Source organism: Janthinobacterium sp. GW460-12-1-14-LB5 (assembly GCF_059423585.1).
The window spans coordinates 1-16,300 of record NZ_JBWKYD010000003.1; the positions used below are offsets into that span (position 1 = coordinate 1).

Below are 16,300 nucleotides of genomic sequence, written 5' to 3' on the forward strand. Positions count from 1 at the left end.
CCCCTTTCCCGCCACCGCGCTCCCAGCTCCCGCGTCTGCGCCTGGCTATGCGGCTGGCCGCTCCTGCTCGGCCTGCTGTTCGGCCTGCTGGGCCTGGCGGGCGCCGCGCAGGCGGCACCCTTGCCCCTGAGCAAGCAAGGCATCGCTCATCTGGACGATGGCGGGCAACTATTTCTCGCCGGTAATGACGCCGCGCCTGCCGATGCGGCCGCCCTGCCCGCCTGGCTGGCGCGCCAGCGCCCGGCCGGCCAGGTCGACCTGTTCGGCGGCGCCTACTGGCTGCATGCGCAGGTGCGCAACGACAGCGGCGAAGCGGCCTGGGTCATCGACCCGAACGACACCCTGATCGACCTGGTCGACGTCTACGTGTATGGCCCCGGGCCGCACACGCCGCCGCGGATCTTGCTGACGGGCTACCAGCATCCGCACGAGTATTTGTTGCACTACGGCAGAAACGTGCAGCTGGCGCCAGGCGCCACGTATGACATCCTGATCCGCTTTTCCAGCCCTTATTACGCGCGCGCGCCCCTGTTCGGCGTGAAGACGCAGCAAGACTACCGCAAGCTGGTGGGCAAGGAAAACTTCCTGATGGTGGCGTCCATCGGCGCCCTGCTGGCGCTGGGCCTGTTCAATTTCTTCATCTTTTCCATCACCCTGGACAAAGCCTCGGCGTATTACGCGCTGTACGTGCTGATGTATGGCCTGGCCTGGGCCATGACCTTCCACGTCTTTGCCGACCTGTTCGACTGGCACCAGCTGCAGCTGCATTACGTGCCGTTTTTCCTGCTGCCCGTCTTCAGCACCCTGTTCTACATGCATTTCCTGCACCTGCGCGATTACTCGCCCCTGCTGTACCGCCTCAGCAAGGTCAACCTGGTGCTGCCCCTGCTGCTCTTGCCCAGCTGCTTCTTCGCCCTGTCGTATGCGCACACGCTGGCCACCATCGCCATCAGCATCTGGATGCTGCTCGCGCTCGTCTGCGGCATCGTCGTCTGGCGCCGCGGCTACCAGCCGGCGCGCTTCTTCGTGCTGGCCTTCGTCGCCCTGATGCTGCCCGGCTTTCTGATCCTGCCGGCCAACCTGGGCCTGATGCCGGCCATGGTGGCCAACGCCCAGCTGGTGACCCTGCTGGGCGGCACCTTGGACGGCTTGCTGCTGGCCTTTGCCCTGGCCGACCAGATCCGCCTGCTGCGCAACAACCTGGAACAGCGGGTGCAGGAACGCACCCTGGCGCTGACCCTCAGCAACGACGCCCTGCTGAAAGCCAAGGAGCACGCGGAAGTGGTCAGCCGCCACCGCATCGATTTTCTGTCCGCCATGAGCCACGACATCCGCACGCCGCTGGCCGGCGTGATCGGCATGCTGAAATTCGCCCTGCGCGACCAGTCCGTCAAGGGCCGCACGCAGGAATACCTGCGCATCGGCCTGCACAATGGCGTCTCGCTCTTGACCATTCTCAATGACATCCTCGATTTCTCGAAGATCGACGCGGGCAAGCTGACCCTGGAAACGGTGGATTTCGACCTGCTGGCGCTGATCGGCGACGCGGCCGGCATCGTGCAGGGCCAGGCCGACGCCAAGAGCCTGCTGCTGCGCCGCGAGCTGGCGCTGGACTTGCCCCGCTACGTGCGCGCCGATCCCACGCGCCTGCGGCAAATCCTCATCAACCTGCTGGGCAACGCGCTGAAATTCACGGCGAATGGCGAAGTGCTGCTGGAAGTGCGGCGCGCCCGCACGCCGCCGCGCCGCGATGGCCGCAGCGACATCGAATTCATCATCAGCGACACGGGCCCCGGCATCGACGCCGACACCTTGCCGCGCTTGTTCCAGAAATTCGAGCAGGCCGACCATTCCACCACGCGCCGCTACGGCGGCACGGGCCTGGGCCTGGCCATCTGCAAGGAACTGGTCGAACTGATGGGTGGCACAATCGGCGTGGAAAGCCGGGTCGGCATCGGTTCGCGCTTTCATTTCACCTTGCCGCTGACGCCCGGCAGCGCGCCCGCGGCCGATGCGCGCCGGCCGGCACGCCAGGCGCGCCATGCCTGCCGCCTGCGCATCCTGTGCGCCGAAGACGTGCGCACCAACCAGATCATCATCGGCACCCTGCTCGAAAGCATGGGCCATGACGTGACCATCGTGGAAAACGGCGAGCAGGCGCTGCGCGCGCTGGGATCCGGCCCCTACGACTGCGTGCTGATGGATGGCCGCATGCCGGAAATGGATGGCGAACAGGCCGCGCGCCTGATCCGCGACGGCGGCAACGGCCAATTCCCCATTCCCGACGCGCACATTCCCATCATCGCCCTGACGGCCAACGCCAGCGAACATGACCGGCAACGCTACCTGGCCGCCGGCATGGACGACTTCCTCAGCAAGCCCGTCGACGAAGCGCTGCTGTTCGAGAAAATCGACGCCGTCATCGACCTGCTGCTGGCGCGCGGCCACGCCCTGCCGCCCGCTGCGTCCGCCGGGGACGACACGCTGGCGCGCCAGTTCGGCCTGGACGACGCCGGCGGCGCGCAACCGCAAACGCCGGCGCCGGCCGATCCCATGACGGCGCCCGTGCACATTTTGCCGCTGGCGGGCCTGTCGCCGCAGCACTTGCAGCGCATCGCGCAAGCGTTTTTGACGGAAGCGCCGCGGCGCCTGGACCTGGCTTGCCACGCCGTGCGCGACGGCAATGCCAGCGCAGCGGCCGCCGCCTTCCACGCCTTGAAAGGCAGCGCCGGCTACCTGAGCCGCCCCACCCTGCACGGCCTGTGCCACCAGATGGAAACCCTGGCCTCGAACGGCCAGCTCGATAACGTGGAGCAATTCCTGCCGCAGCTGCAGGCGGCGCTGGAGATGGCGCGGCGCGACCTGGAAAATCAGCCTGGAGCCTGAGGCAGCCAGCCACGCGATTGCAGCCACGCCAGCAACAGCCGCGGCCAGGCGGCCGGCTCGCTGCCCGGCTTGCCCAGGCCCCAGCCATGGCCGCCGTGCCGGAACTGATGCAGCTCAAACGGCACGCCCGCCGGCCCAGGGCGGCGGCCATCAATGTACTGTTTTCGGGCGGCGACACGCGGTCATCGAGCGCCTGCGCGATGAAGGCGGGCGGCGTGTGCGCATCGACGTGCCATTCCACCGACAGCGCATCGCGCGCCGCCTGCGTGGGGCGGGCGCCCAGCAGCTCTTTCTTCGCATGCGTCGTGTCGAACGGCGGCTGCATGGTCAGCACGGGGTACAGCAGCACGACGAAATCGGGCCGCGCCGATACGCCATCGATCGCATCGGCGGGCGCATACAGGGCGGCGGCCGGCTGGACGGCCGTCATGCCGGCCAGGTGCGCGCCGGCGGAAAAACCCAGCATGCCGATGCGCGCCGGGTCGATGCGCCACTCGGCGGCGCGCGCGCGGAGCACGCGCATGGCCCGCTGGCCATCCTGGAACGGCGCGGCAACGCCGCCGCCCTCCCGCGGCAGGCGGTACACGAGTTCAAACGCCGTGATGCCCTGCGCCTGCAGCCAGGCGGCGGCCGGTCCGCTTTCCTTGCCCGCCTCGATATGCGCATAACCGCCGCCGCTGACCAGCAGGATGGCCGTGCCGTTCGGCTGCGCCGGGCGGTGCACGATCAGGTAAGGCTGCTCCACCTGCGTGATGGAACCCCTGGCGCTGGCGCGCTGCGGCCCCGGGGCCGCGCCGCCGGGCGGCGCGCCTGGCCACAGGAAAATCGCGCCCGCCGGCGCGGCGCCCGCGTGCAGGTGGATCAGGACAAGACACAGCAGCATCAGGCCTTGCATGACTAGAAATCCGTCTCGCCCTGGATCACGGCCGGATAGCCCGTCATGGCGCGCGAAGTCTGCATGCCGGCCATCACGGCCGCCTCCACGCAGCCCGCATTGATGCCCGTCCTGATCCAGTCGCCCGTCAGGAACAGGTTGCTGAAGCCCGACTGGTCGGTGGCCAGCCGGTACTGCGTGCTGTTCACCACCGACATCACGTAGCGCTCGGACGGGTCGACGTTGGCGCGCCAGTACTGGCTGTCGAAGCGCGCCGGCCCCGTGCCCTGCTTCGCGTCGACCAGCCATTGCCACGGGAACGCGCCCGGCGCGCCCGCCTCGGGCCACAGCGCGCCGATCTCGCGTTCCAGCTGGTGCAGCGCGCCCTGCTTCGCCCTGGCCGCGCAGCGGGCGGGGAAATCCGTGTCGGTGACGGGCGGGTAGCTGTCGACGGGGAAGGCGCTGCAAAAATACGAGACGTTTTTCGGTTCCAGCCCCGCCGGCCAGTCCTCGTGCGCCAATAGTTGATCCATCGGCGCCCACGTATCGTACGGCTCCGTGAAGGCCGACAGCACGGGCTGCTGGCCCTTCGGCTGCGTGGTCCAGCCCATCTGCGCCAGGTTTTTGTTCAGCCACACCTGATAGGCCTGCGTGGCCACCGTTTTCACCTTGTCCGATGCCAGTTGCAGGGCCGGGCTTTGCGCCAGCAGCTGCGGGCACAGGGCCGGCAGCGAGCCGATGGAAATGCCGAACACCACCTTGTCAAAATCCACGCCCTTCTTCAGGATCGTGGCGGGCAGCTGCCGGCCGAACGCTTGCTGGTACTGCTGCGGCCAGTCGCTCCAGTACGATTCCAGGTTGATTTCCTGCCCTTGCAGCAGCGCCGCTTGCGCTGGATCAAGCTGCGCATAATCGGGCGCGCTGGGCCAGCAAGCCAGGCCCTTGACGTCGACCAGCGGCGCATAGCCGGCGGCCGGGTCCTTCAATTGCACCTGCTGCGTGATGCGGATGCTGTCGATGTCGCCCGCGCCCGGCACCAGTTCCTCCACGCGCTGGAAGAACTTGAATTCCACGCCCCGTTTTTTCAGCACCTCGTACAGCGGCGTAAAAATCGTGTCGCCCATGCCGGCCTGCATCTTGAACATGATGCCACCCTTGTAGGCCAGGCCGATGCGCGCCATCGCCCGCAGCAGGGTGCCCGCCTCGATGTTCGGCTTGGCGAAATCGCCGCCCTCGTAGGCGAACACCAGGTCGTAAAAGCCGCGCACGGGCGCCGAATTGACGCTGAACTGCTCGTCGCCGCCATGTTTTTTGAGCCAGGCACGGAAGTCGATGTCGTTGATGACGTCGAAGCCGTGCTTGAACACGCCATCCTCGAACATGCCTTTCATGACCGTGATGCCCAGGTCCAGGCAGGTGAACAGGCGGCGCAATTCATCGTCGCCATCGATCAGGGCGCGGTAGCGCAGGCGCAGCCAGGCGCGGATGCCGTTCAGGGTGCTGGCCAGCAGCTGGTGGCGGGCCTGGTCGTGGCGCGTGGAATCGGGCGCCAGGTCGGCCACCAGCGCCGCCAGCGCGCCCACGGACAGGCCCACGTCCAGCCCCAGTTCATCGGCCTGCCCCACCACTTCATCGGCCAGGCGGCGCAGCCAGCCCGGCCACACGCCTTCGCCTTGCGAGGCACTGGCACGCACGATGCGCGCATCGGCATCGGCCACCTGCCGGATCTGGCGTATCCACTGCTCGATCCAGCCCACCATGGCGATGGCCATCTGCCACAGGGTGATGTCTTCACCGCCCTCGCCCGGCTCGCCCGGCAAGGTGGGAAAGACGATGGACCAGTTGCGCCACTTGCCCTTGACGTCTTCCGACAGGGCCACGTAATCGTGCTGCTTGAAGGCGTCGCGCCAGGTGGCCAGCGGCGATCCGGGCGGGCGCTCCAGGCTGGCATACGCTTCCTTGATCATCCTGAAGGCGTTGGCGTAGAAGCCGAACCAGATGTGCAAGCCGTGTTCCTCGATGCGCTGGCCCGCCTGCGCATTGCGCCCGCTGGCGCCCTTGCCGCCCAGGCGCCAGCCCAGCTGGTAGACGGTGATGGCGTGCCGGTTTTGCCAGCCCGGCTGGCTCGTCAAGTAATAGGCCGCCGTCATAGCCGCCACGCCGCCGCCGAGGATGGCGATCTTTTCCGGCGCGATGCGCGAGTTGTCGACCAGCTCCTCGCCCGGCATGGCCGTGAAGTCGAAATTGACGTTGAACGGCAAGATCGCCGCCTGCGGCCCCAGCTGCAAACCCAGGGTCTGGTCCAGCGGGAAGCTGTCGAAAGCGTGCACCGTGCATTCGTATTCATAGCCGAGCAGGCGCGCGCTGTGCAGGCGGTTGATCTCGGCCGGCGCGGCCACCAGGGCCTGGTACACGGCTTTCACGCCCGCGCTGTCGGGGAATTGCTTGAGGAATATCTGGTCGATGCGTGGATTGCGCAGCAAGGACAGGATATCGGCCCAGCCGGCCTGGTCCATGTCGAAGAAATCGGGGATGGAGAGGAAAATCTGGAATGCCTGCTCGATGAGTTCCAAAAAGCTGTTGACGGGTTTGTGCGGCCCCGTCTGCACGGTGGCATTGACTTCGAGCAGCGGGTGCAGGGCCAGTTTCGTTTCCGGCGAGAAATGCTGGAAACCCTTGGCGGCGACGGAACAGCGCAGCGGCTCGCTGCCGGCGGCGGGAATCTCGTAGTCGCACAGGTATTTCGGATAGCCGAACAGTTCGCGCCCGTTGATCAGGGCCATCGCGTCATCGACAAAAATATGGCATGGATACCAGTAGATATGCGCGAGCTTGCCCGCCGCATCCATTTCGCCCACCATGATCCAGGTGACGATGTCGACTTCCGTGATCCAGCCCTTGGCCTGGTCGACGGGGTTGGCGGAGTCCGCATGGTTGACACGTGTAAACGTCAGCATCACGTACGGCGACAGGGCTTTCAGGGTCATCTTGCTGCCCGCCACCTGGTTCAGGGTGGTATTCACGGTCGCTTGCAATTTCGCCAGATCGCCGCGGACAAAATAGCCGTACATTTCCGACTGTTTCAATTGCAGCGGCGCATGCATCATCACCGAACCGCCCTGATAGATATACGAAGGTCTTGCAGAAGGTGTCGCCGTCATTGCCCTGTCCCCTTTAAGTTTCATTCAAACAAGATTTCTACAGTGTATTTGAGAAAGATCAATGAATGATATGAAATAAATTAAAGGATTTGCCAAGATGCATAGGCTCAGCCGGAAGGGGCAGGGACAAGCGTGAGGCAAGCGGCGGCCATCCGGTGTAGGATGGATCATCCGTGCAAAGCAGGCGAACTGACCCTGAAATGATTACTACCGACTACGTATCCACCTATTCCGGCAACCGCTTTTATCCCTTGCGCCCGCATATCGACAAGGTCGCCATCGAAGACATCGCCCACGGCCTCGCGTACCAGTGCCGCTTCAATGGACAGACGCAAGTGTTTTATTCGGTCGCCCAGCACAGCCTGATCGTCGCCGAGCTGGTGCCGCCCCCTTTGCGCCTGGCCGCCCTGCTGCACGACGCGGCCGAAGCCTACCTGGGCGACATGGTGAAGCCCTTGAAAGTGCTGCTGCCGGAATTTGCCGTGCTGGAAGACAAGGTCAGCGCCATCATCGCCGCCACGTATGGCCTGGATTTTTCCGACTACGCCCCCATCAAGCGGGCCGACCTGATCGCGCTGGCCACGGAAAAGCGCGACCTGATGCCGCACTCGGCCGAGCGCTGGGCTTACCTTGACGGCATCGCCCCCTTGCCCGGTATAATCGAGGCCATGGGTCCGGCCGAAGCCAAGCAGCGCTTCCTGCATGCGTTTGCCCGGCTGAGCGGGCTTGGGCTTGCGGCATGACGGCGTTTGCCCAGCCTCGCGAACGGGCGCTAAGCCCCGGTTTTTGCACGGCTTTTTTAGATATCCACAGCAACTGTGGATAAAGTTGTTGATAAGCCCCTCTTGACAAGCCGCAACGCCAGTATTGATGCGGGTTTCAATAATTTGCTGATTTCACAGGCAATTTTTTACCCCAATGAAATCAATGACTTAGGATCATGGGTTTGCGCCAACGCAAAGTTATTCGACAGCCATGAAAATATATTTTGCTGTGCACAAGCAATCCTGCCCAGACCGTCTTGCCTGAACAGCATTATTTTGACAAACCCCGCAGACTGGCATAGTGTGGAGTGAGCGAGCACGATCAACGGTGGATAAACGCATGAATATGGATAGCGACAGTTCCGCCAAGGGGGCGGACGAACCGGACTGGCTGGTCGATGAGCCGCTGGAACGGGCAAATGCGGCGGCAGAGACTGCCAACGCAACACCATGGCGCGTGCTGATCGTCGATGACGATGTCGACGTGCACGTGGTGACCAAGTTCGCCCTCAGCCAGGCCAGCTTCCAGGGCCGCAGGCTGAGCTTTCTGCACGCCTACTCGGGCGCCGAGGCATTGACCTTGCTGCGCAGCACATCCGATATTGCCGTGGTGCTGCTCGATGTCATCATGGAAACCCAGGATGCCGGCCTGCAAGTGGCGCGCCAGGTGCGCGAAGACTTGCACAACAGTGCCGTGCGCATCATCCTGCGCACGGGCCAGCCTGGCCAGGCGCTGGAACACCGCATCATCATCGACTACGACATCAACGATTTCTGGTGCAAGACCGACCTCACCACGCGCAAGTTGTTTACTACCGTGATCGCCTCGCTGCGCACCTACGCCACCTTGCGCGAAGCGCAGCAACAGCTTGCCGAACTGGCTGCCGCCCTGGCCCAGTGCGGCGATGCGCCACCGGCGCCAGCCGGCGGCACGCCCTGATCGGGCGCAGCTACTTTCAGTCATAAATCAAGAGTACTGGATGGGCATACAGGCTTGTACCCTGCCCCATTTTGGCCCATCTTGCCAACCCTTTGCATGGACTGAACGACCCCAATTTCCTAAGTGGCGGATTGTTAAGCGCTTTTTCAGATATCCACACGGACTGTGGATATCTTTGTGGATAAGCGCCTATTGACAGCCTTCAAAGCCACAGCCCGTGCGGCTTTCAATAAACTGCTCAATCAAACAGCAAAAATAAAATCCATTAAAATCAAACACTTAGAAACTCACACATAATCACAAGAAAATTATTTCGCCAATTTCGCTAACTCATCATTTGTGCATAACTGAGCCATAGTGATCAATCCGACAATATCGGACTGCGGCCACCGGCAACACAGTTGCCGTGCGGATACTCAATGCACGGTCTGGCGGCGCTGCTCCGGGTGCAGCAGCACGCGCTCGATCAGTTCGGGGGCGATATTGTATGACTTCAGGTATTCCAGCGCACACAAGGTACTGAAGGCCGCCTGCACGGCAATGCCCAGATCGACGATGTCGGACATCTTCTGGTCGACGCGGGCGTGCAGCACCGCGGGGTTGACGGGCATATGCAGCGTTTCTGTGGAATGAGGCATGATAAGCAACTCCTGCGTAGGGGACGGAGGGATGAAATGGCGTAGCGGTGCGAACCGCGCCAGCGGACAGGGACAGCGGTCATGTTGACGCTCAAAGTATTGCCGATAAACTCACGATGTCAATGGCAGGGAAACATGAGCCACGGTTTTTTTCTTCCAGGCACAAGCAAAGCCGAAAGCGGTGGACAAGCCCGCTCGGCCACGGCGATAATCAGCCATGCCCTCGCCTTCGCCCCTTCCGCCCGACCCGTCCCGCCCGCAGCCCGCCTCGCTTGCCGACCTGTTCTTCTCGTTCACCTGGCTGGCCCTGCAGGGGTTCGGCGGCGTGCTGGCCGTGATCCAGCGCGAAATGGTCGAACGCAAGCGCTGGCTGACGCAGGAGGAATTCCTGGAGGACTGGGCCGTGGCGCAAATCATGCCGGGGCCGAATGTCGTCAACCTGTCGCTGATGGTGGGCGGACGCTATTTCGGTTTGAAAGGCGCGCTGACGGCGCTGGCCGGCATGCTGGCCGTGCCCCTCGTCATCGTCTTGCTGCTGGGCGTGCTGTACACGCGCTTTGGCGACAACCCGCAGATGGCGGGCGCCCTGCGCGGCATGGCGGCCGTCTCGGCCGGCATGATCGCCGCCACGGGCGTGAAACTGGCGACCGCGCTGGCCAGGCATCCGCTTCCCCTGTGGCTGACCTTGTCCATCACCGTACTGGGTGTGCTGATGGTGGCGATCTTCCGCTGGCCCCTGCTGTACATCCTGCTGGGACTGGGCGGCATCGGCTGCCTGCTGACGTACCGGAAGCTGTCCGCATGACGCCGCCATTGCAACTGGTGTTGAGCGCGGGCGACTGGCTGAACCTGTTCGGCCACTACCTGATGCTGTCGCTGATGTCGATCGGCGGCGCCATTTCCACCACGTCCGAAATGCACCGTTTCCTCGTCGAACAGCATGGCTGGCTGACCCAGGCGCAATTCAACGAATCGATCGCCATCGCGCAAGCGGCGCCCGGCCCCAACGTGCTGTTCGTCGCCCTGATGGGCTGGAACGTGGGCATGAACGCGGGCAGCTACACGGCCGCTTACCTCGGCGTATTCATCACGATGGTGGGCATCATGCTGCCCAGCACCACCCTCACCTACGTGGCGGCCCAGTGGGGCTACCGCAACCGCGACCTGCGCCCCGTGCGCGCCTTCAAACAAGGCATGGCGCCCATCGTCGTCGCCCTCCTGATTTCCACGGGCATGATCCTGGGCGGCGCCAACCACGACATCCGCACGGACTGGCCCCTGTGGAGCCTGTCCATCGTGGCCGGCCTGATCATCTGGCGCACGAAGATCCATTTATTGTGGCTGCTGGCGGGCGGTGCGATCCTGGGCTGGCTGCAGCTCGTCTGACCTTACACGGCCAGGTGCCGTTTTACCTCATCGCCATCCATCTGCGCCGCCTTGCCACTGGCCACCACCTGCCCCCGCGACAGCACAATGAAGTCGTCGGCCAGCTCGCGGGCGAAATCGAAATATTGCTCGCACAACACGATGGCCATGTCGCCGCGCTGTTTCAACAAGGAAATGACCCTGCCGATATCCTTGATGACGGACGGCTGGATGCCCTCGGTCGGCTCGTCGAAGATGATCAGCTGCGGCTCGGCCAGCAGGGCGCGGGCGATAGCCAGCTGCTGCTGTTGCCCGCCAGACAAATCTCCGCCGCGCCGCTGCAGCATCTCCTTGAGCACTGGAAACAGCTCGTACACGTGGGGATCGATGCGCGCCGCTTGCCTGCCCCGCTTCACCGCCATGCCCATCAGCAAGTTTTCCTCGACCGTCAGGCGCGCAAAGATATCGCGTCCCTGCGGCACGTAGGCGATGCCCAGCTTTGCGCGCACATGCGGCGTCATTTTCGTGATGTCGCGCCCCTGGAACATCACCTTGCCCTGCGCCACGGGCAGCACGCCCATCAGGCATTTCAGCAAAGTCGTCTTGCCCACGCCATTACGCCCCAGCAAGGCCAGGCATTCGCCCTTGCGCGCCGACAAGTTGATGCCGCGCAAGGTGTGCGAGGAGCCATAGTATTGATTTAACTGTTGTACTTCCAGCATAGTCTGTGATCTCCCCTATTACCTTCCCAGATAGACTTCGATGACCCGCTCGTCGGCTTGCACCTCGTCCATGCGCCCCTGCGCCAGCACGGCACCTTCATGCAGCACGGTGACGATGCCTTGCCGGGCGATTTCCGCAACAAAACCCATGTCGTGCTCGACCACCATGATCGAATGTTTGCCGCGCAATTCATTGAGGAGTTCCGCCGTGCGCGCCGTTTCCGCGTCCGACATGCCGGCCACCGGTTCGTCCAGGAGGATCAGCTGCGGCTCCTGCATCAGGAGCATGCCGATTTCCAGCCACTGCTTTTGCCCGTGCGACAGCAAGCCCGCCGGCCGCGCCTCGTGGCCGTGGAGGCGGATCAAACGCAAGACCGCTTCGATCCTGCCCGCCTGTTCGGAAGACAGGCGCGCAAACAGGGTGGGCGCCACGCGCTTGTCCATCTTCATCGCCAGTTCCAGGTTGTCGAATACCGTGTGCTGCTCGAACACGGTAGGCCGCTGGAACTTGCGGCCGATGCCGGCGTGGGCGATCTGCGCTTCCGTCATCGTCGCCAGGTTCATGGTCTGGCCGAACCAGGCCGTGCCGGAGGTGGGCCGCGTCTTGCCCGTGATGACATCCATCATCGTCGTCTTGCCCGCGCCGTTAGGGCCGATGATGCAGCGCAACTCGCCCACGGAAATATCGAGGCTCAGTTTGTTGATGGCCTTGAAGCCGTCAAACGACACGCTGATGTCTTCCAGATACAAAATGGCGCCATGCGTCGTATCGACGCCCTCGCCTTTTATGCGCGAGTACGTGGGGCCAGCCTCGGTGCTGGCCATGCCGGGCAACATGCGGATGCTCATGCGACCTCCTCTGCCACGATGGGCTTGCGTTTGATCTTGCGCAACACGCCCAGCATGCCTTGCTGCATGAACAGGGTGACGCCGATGAACAGCAAGCCCAGCGCGAACAGCCACAGTTCCGGCATGGCCGCCGTGAACCAGCTTTTCAGACCGTTAACGGTGAAGGCGCCCAGGATGGGACCGATTAAAGTCCCCCGCCCGCCTACCGCCACCCACACGACCATCTCGATGGAGTTGGCGGGCGACATCTCCGACGGGTTGATGATGCCCACCTGCGGCACGTACAGGGCGCCGGCAATGCCGCACAGCACGGCCGACAAGGTCCACACAAACAGCTTGAACCACAGCGGGTTGTAGCCGAGAAACATCAAGCGCGCCTCGCTGTCGCGCACGCCCTGCAGCACCCTGCCCAGTTTCGAGCGGACGATGGCGCGCGCGCCCACCAGCGCCGCCAGCAGGAAGGTGAGCGTCAGCAGGAACAGCACGGCCCGGGTGGCGGGCGCCGTGATGCTGTGGCCCAGTATCGTCTTGAAATCCGTGAAACCGTTGTTGCCGCCAAAGCCGGTGTCATTGCGGAAGAACAAGAGCATGAAGGCATACGTCATCGCTTGCGTGATGATGGAAAAATACACGCCCTTGATGCGCGAGCGAAAGGCAAAGTAACCAAACACGAAGGCCAGCACCCCCGGCACCAGCACGACGAGGGCCATGCAGTACCAGAAATGTTCCGTGAAGGCCCAGTACCAGGGGTAAGTCTTCCAGTCGAGAAAGACCATGAAATCGGGCAAGCTGCTGTGGTACTGGCCCTGGTCACCGATGGCGCGCATCAGATACATGCCGTGCGCATACGCGCCCAGGGCAAAGAACACGCCGTGTCCCAGCGACAGGATGCCCGTGTAGCCCCAGACGAGGTCCAGCGCCAGCGCTGCCAGCGCGTAGCACATGAACTTGCCCACCAGCGCCACCGTGTAGGCGGACACGTGCAAGGCATGCCCTTCGGCAAATGCCAGATTGAACATCGGCAACAACGCCGCCAGTAATGTACAGGCGGCAATCGCCAGCCAGACGGGCCGCGTGAACAGGCCAGGCTTGGATTGATATGAGGTAATCATTCGACGCTGCGTCCCTTCATGGCAAACAGGCCCTGCGGCCGGCGCTGGATGAAAATGATGATGAATATCAAAATGGCGATCTTCGCCAGCACGGCACCCGCCACCGGTTCGAGGAATTTGTTGACTTCGCCCAGTCCCAGCGCGGCGATCACGGTGCCGGCCAGCTGGCCCACGCCGCCGAGCACCACCACCATGAAGGAATCGACGATATAGCTTTGGCCCAGGTCCGGCCCCACATTGCCCAGCTGCGACAGAGCCACGCCACCGAGCCCGGCGATGCCGGACCCGAGGCCGAACGTGAGCATGTCGACCTTGCCCGTGGCCACGCCCACGCAATCGGCCATGCGGCGGTTTTGCGTAACGGCCCGCACGAACAGTCCCAGCCGTGTCTTGTTCAGGATCAACCACACGGCCACAACGACGATGACGGCAAAGCCGATGATGGCCAGCCGGTTGTACGGCAGCACGAGGCCGCCCAGTACCGTCACGCCGCCCGACATCCAGCCCGGGTTGGCCACTTCCACGTTTTGCGCGCCAAAGATCGTGCGGACCAGCTGCATGAGGATCAGGCTGATGCCCGAGGTAGCCAGCAGGGTTTCCAGCGGCCGCCCGTACAGCCAGCGGATCACCGTGCGTTCCAGCATCACGCCCACCAGGCCGGCAACAAAAAAGGCGGCCGGCAAGGCGGCCAGCAGATACGCATCCTGCAGGCCGGGCAAGTAATTGCGGAAGAACAGCTGGCACAGGTAGGTCGTGTAAGCGCCTATCATCAGCAATTCGCCGTGCGCCATATTGATGATGCCCATCAAGCCAAACGTGATGGCCAGCCCCAGCGCGGCCAGCAGCAGCACGCTGCCCAGGGAAATGCCGTAGAACACATTGCCGGCCAATTCCATGCGCGCCACTCTGCCCTTGATCTGGCGCATGGTCTCGATGGCGGCCAGCTGCACGGCTTCGTCCGGTTCACCCCCCTGCTCCAGCATGGCTTGCAGCACGGGCAGCAGGCGCGCATCGCTGCTGCCGGCCAGGTCCTGCACGGCGGCCTTGCGCGTGGCGGCGTCGGGCGCATGCAGGTTGGCGCTGGCGATCAGCACTTGCAATAGTTGTTGAATGTCAGCGTCGCTTTCCCGTGCCAGCGCCGCGCGGATCAGGGGGATTTGCGCGGGATCAACATCCTTTTGCAAGGCTTGCGCGGCCGCCAGGCGTGCGCTGCGCTCCGGCGCCAGCAGCTGCCAGCCCGACAAGGCGCCTGCCACGGCCGCGCGCAAGCGGTTGTTGACCATCACGCCGTCGATGCCTTCCGGCAGCGGCACGTTCCGGCCGCTTGCCGGGTCATATGCCTGCTCGCCCTCGACGATGTACACCTTGCCGTCGGGCGCGGCGTACAGTTTGTCGTCCTGCAGCGCGTGCAGCACCTTGGCGGCCTCGGGCGTGGCCAGGGCGGCGATCTGCGCGACGGCGGCGACCCTGGCGTCGGAATCGTCGCCGGCCAGCGGCTTGAGCAATTCTGGCGGGATGGCGGCCTGCGCCATGGACGACAGGCACAGGCAGGCGAAGACCAGCAGCGATGTGAATAGCCTCATTGAGTTCCCGGGAAAGCGTTGATGGTCGGCGCCACCGGACACCTGCCCGATGGCGCTGGCGTGGCTTTTACAGCTTCTGCTTACCCTCATTGCCCTTGATAAACGGGCTCCACGGCTGGGCGCGTATCGGTTCCTTGGTTTTCCACACGACATTGAATTGCCCATCGGCCTTGATCTCGCCGATCATCACGGGCTTGTGCAGGTGGTGGTTCGTCGCATCCATGGTCAGGGTGAAGCCCGATGGCGCCTTGACGCTCTGGCCCGCCATGGCGGCGATCACCTTGTCCGTGTCCGTCGATTTGGCCTTTTCCACGGCTTGCGCCCACATGTGGATGCCGACGTAGGTCGCTTCCATCGGGTCGTTCGTCACCACCGAAGCCGCGTTCGGCAGCTTCTGCGCCACCGCATACGCTTTCCACTGCTTGATGAAGGCCGTATTCACGGGATTCTTGACGGATTCGAAATAATTCCACGCTGCCAGATGGCCGAGCAGCGGCTTGGTATCGATGCCGCGCAGCTCTTCCTCGCCCACGGAAAACGCGACGACGGGCACGTCCGTGGCTTTCAGGCCCGCATTGCCCAGTTCCTTGTAGAACGGCACGTTCGAATCGCCATTGATGGTGGAAATGACGGCCGTCTTGCCGCCCGTGGAAAATTTCTTGATGTTGGCGACGATGGTTTGATAGTCGGCATGGCCGAACGGCGTGTAGACCTCGCTGATATCGCTATCCTTGACTCCCTTGCTTTTCAGAAAGGCGCGCAGGATCTTGTTGGTGGTGCGCGGATACACGTAATCCGTGCCCAGCAGCACGAAGCGCCTGGCCCCGCCCCCATCCTTGCTCATCAGGTATTCCACGGCGGGGATCGCTTGCTGGTTCGGCGCGGCGCCCGTATAAAACACATTCTTTTCCAGCTCCTCGCCCTCGTATTGCACCGGGTAAAACAGCAGGCTGTTAAGTTCCTTGAACACCGGCAACACCGACTTGCGCGACACGGACGTCCAGCAGCCGAATACCACGGCCACTTTATCCTGCGCCACCAGCTGTCTCGCTTTTTCCGCAAACAGAGGCCAGTTCGAGGCGGGATCGACGACGACGGCTTCCAGCTTCTTGCCCAGCACGCCGCCCTTGGCATTGATCTCGGCAATCGTCATCAGCGCCACGTCCTTCAGCGACGTTTCGGAAATGGCCATGGTGCCCGACAGGGAGTGCAAAATGCCCACTTTGATGGTATCGGCGGCCAGGGCTGCCTGCATGTAAGTGGACGTGGCCAGGGCCAGTGCGCCGGCGGCGGCCGCTTTCAGGATGATGCGTCGTGACATGGGGACTCCTGTGATGGGTTCGTGGGGGTCGAGCTGGGCTTGCGATGTTGTTAAAGCAGAATGCATGCCAGCGCCAAGAGGTGTC

At 63.5% G+C, this 16,300-nt stretch carries 12 protein-coding genes and 1 pseudogene; 5 read left to right on the forward strand and 8 right to left on the reverse strand.

Features of this window, described 5'->3' with window-relative positions; translation table 11 throughout:
- Positions 1-120 precede the first annotated feature (120 nt).
- The gene (locus AC07X6_RS03145) at positions 121-2,886 is read left to right on the forward strand and encodes a hybrid sensor histidine kinase/response regulator (RefSeq protein WP_494790235.1); all 2,766 of its coding nucleotides are present in this window, start codon (positions 121-123) and stop codon (positions 2,884-2,886) included.
- A 196-nt stretch (positions 2,887-3,082) separates the two neighbouring features.
- Here AC07X6_RS03145 and AC07X6_RS03150 read toward each other — a convergent pair.
- Positions 3,083-3,781, reverse strand: a pseudogene (locus AC07X6_RS03150) (alpha/beta hydrolase); the annotation flags it as partial.
- A gap of 2 nt (positions 3,782-3,783) precedes the next feature.
- Positions 3,784-6,921: an NAD(P)-binding protein gene (locus AC07X6_RS03155; protein ID WP_494790085.1), complete on the reverse strand. Its 3,138-nt coding sequence runs from the start codon at positions 6,919-6,921 to the stop codon at positions 3,784-3,786.
- Positions 6,922-7,121: 200 nt separating this feature from the next.
- On the opposite strand from AC07X6_RS03155, the gene AC07X6_RS03160 reads away from it, so the two are divergent.
- The gene (locus AC07X6_RS03160) at positions 7,122-7,664 is read left to right on the forward strand and encodes a phosphohydrolase (protein ID WP_230540682.1); all 543 of its coding nucleotides are present in this window, start codon (positions 7,122-7,124) and stop codon (positions 7,662-7,664) included.
- Between the two features lie 361 nt (positions 7,665-8,025).
- A complete protein-coding gene (locus AC07X6_RS03165) occupies positions 8,026-8,625 on the forward strand; it encodes a hypothetical protein (protein ID WP_474291967.1) in 600 nt (199 codons plus the stop codon).
- A gap of 416 nt (positions 8,626-9,041) precedes the next feature.
- On the opposite strand, the gene AC07X6_RS03170 is transcribed toward AC07X6_RS03165, so the two are convergent.
- On the reverse strand, positions 9,042-9,263 hold the full coding sequence (locus AC07X6_RS03170; RefSeq protein ID WP_230540680.1) for a hypothetical protein: 222 nt from the start codon (positions 9,261-9,263) through the stop codon (positions 9,042-9,044).
- 217 nt (positions 9,264-9,480) lie between these two features.
- Here AC07X6_RS03170 and AC07X6_RS03175 point away from each other — a divergent pair, with 217 nt between their 5' ends.
- Together AC07X6_RS03175 and AC07X6_RS03180 are read left to right on the forward strand one after the other, a co-directional pair.
- Complete coding sequence (locus AC07X6_RS03175) at positions 9,481-10,068, forward strand: chromate transporter (protein ID WP_494790086.1); 588 nt, start codon at positions 9,481-9,483, stop codon at positions 10,066-10,068.
- Positions 10,065-10,649 carry a chromate transporter gene (locus AC07X6_RS03180; RefSeq protein WP_494790087.1) on the forward strand — a complete coding sequence of 195 codons (585 nt, stop codon included), beginning with the start codon at positions 10,065-10,067 and terminating at the stop codon, positions 10,647-10,649. The genes AC07X6_RS03175 and AC07X6_RS03180 overlap by 4 nt, the downstream gene beginning before the upstream one ends.
- A gap of 2 nt (positions 10,650-10,651) precedes the next feature.
- Here AC07X6_RS03180 and urtE read toward each other — a convergent pair whose 3' ends face one another.
- From urtE to urtA, 5 genes are all read right to left on the reverse strand, one after another.
- Positions 10,652-11,350, reverse strand: coding sequence for an urea ABC transporter ATP-binding subunit UrtE (urtE, locus tag AC07X6_RS03185; RefSeq protein WP_494790088.1), 699 nt, complete (start codon positions 11,348-11,350; stop codon positions 10,652-10,654).
- Positions 11,351-11,368: 18 nt separating this feature from the next.
- Positions 11,369-12,199, reverse strand: a complete 831-nt coding sequence (urtD, locus tag AC07X6_RS03190; protein ID WP_494790089.1) for an urea ABC transporter ATP-binding protein UrtD — start codon at positions 12,197-12,199, stop codon at positions 11,369-11,371.
- On the reverse strand, positions 12,196-13,311 hold the full coding sequence (urtC, locus tag AC07X6_RS03195; RefSeq protein WP_494790090.1) for an urea ABC transporter permease subunit UrtC: 1,116 nt from the start codon (positions 13,309-13,311) through the stop codon (positions 12,196-12,198). The genes urtD and urtC overlap by 4 nt, the downstream gene beginning before the upstream one ends.
- Positions 13,308-14,894, reverse strand: coding sequence for an urea ABC transporter permease subunit UrtB (gene urtB / locus AC07X6_RS03200; protein ID WP_494790091.1), 1,587 nt, complete (start codon positions 14,892-14,894; stop codon positions 13,308-13,310). Before urtB ends, urtC begins: the two co-directional genes overlap by 4 nt.
- A 67-nt stretch (positions 14,895-14,961) precedes the next feature.
- The gene (urtA, locus tag AC07X6_RS03205) at positions 14,962-16,215 is read right to left on the reverse strand and encodes an urea ABC transporter substrate-binding protein (RefSeq protein WP_230540673.1); all 1,254 of its coding nucleotides are present in this window, start codon (positions 16,213-16,215) and stop codon (positions 14,962-14,964) included.
- Positions 16,216-16,300: the final 85 nt, after the last annotated feature.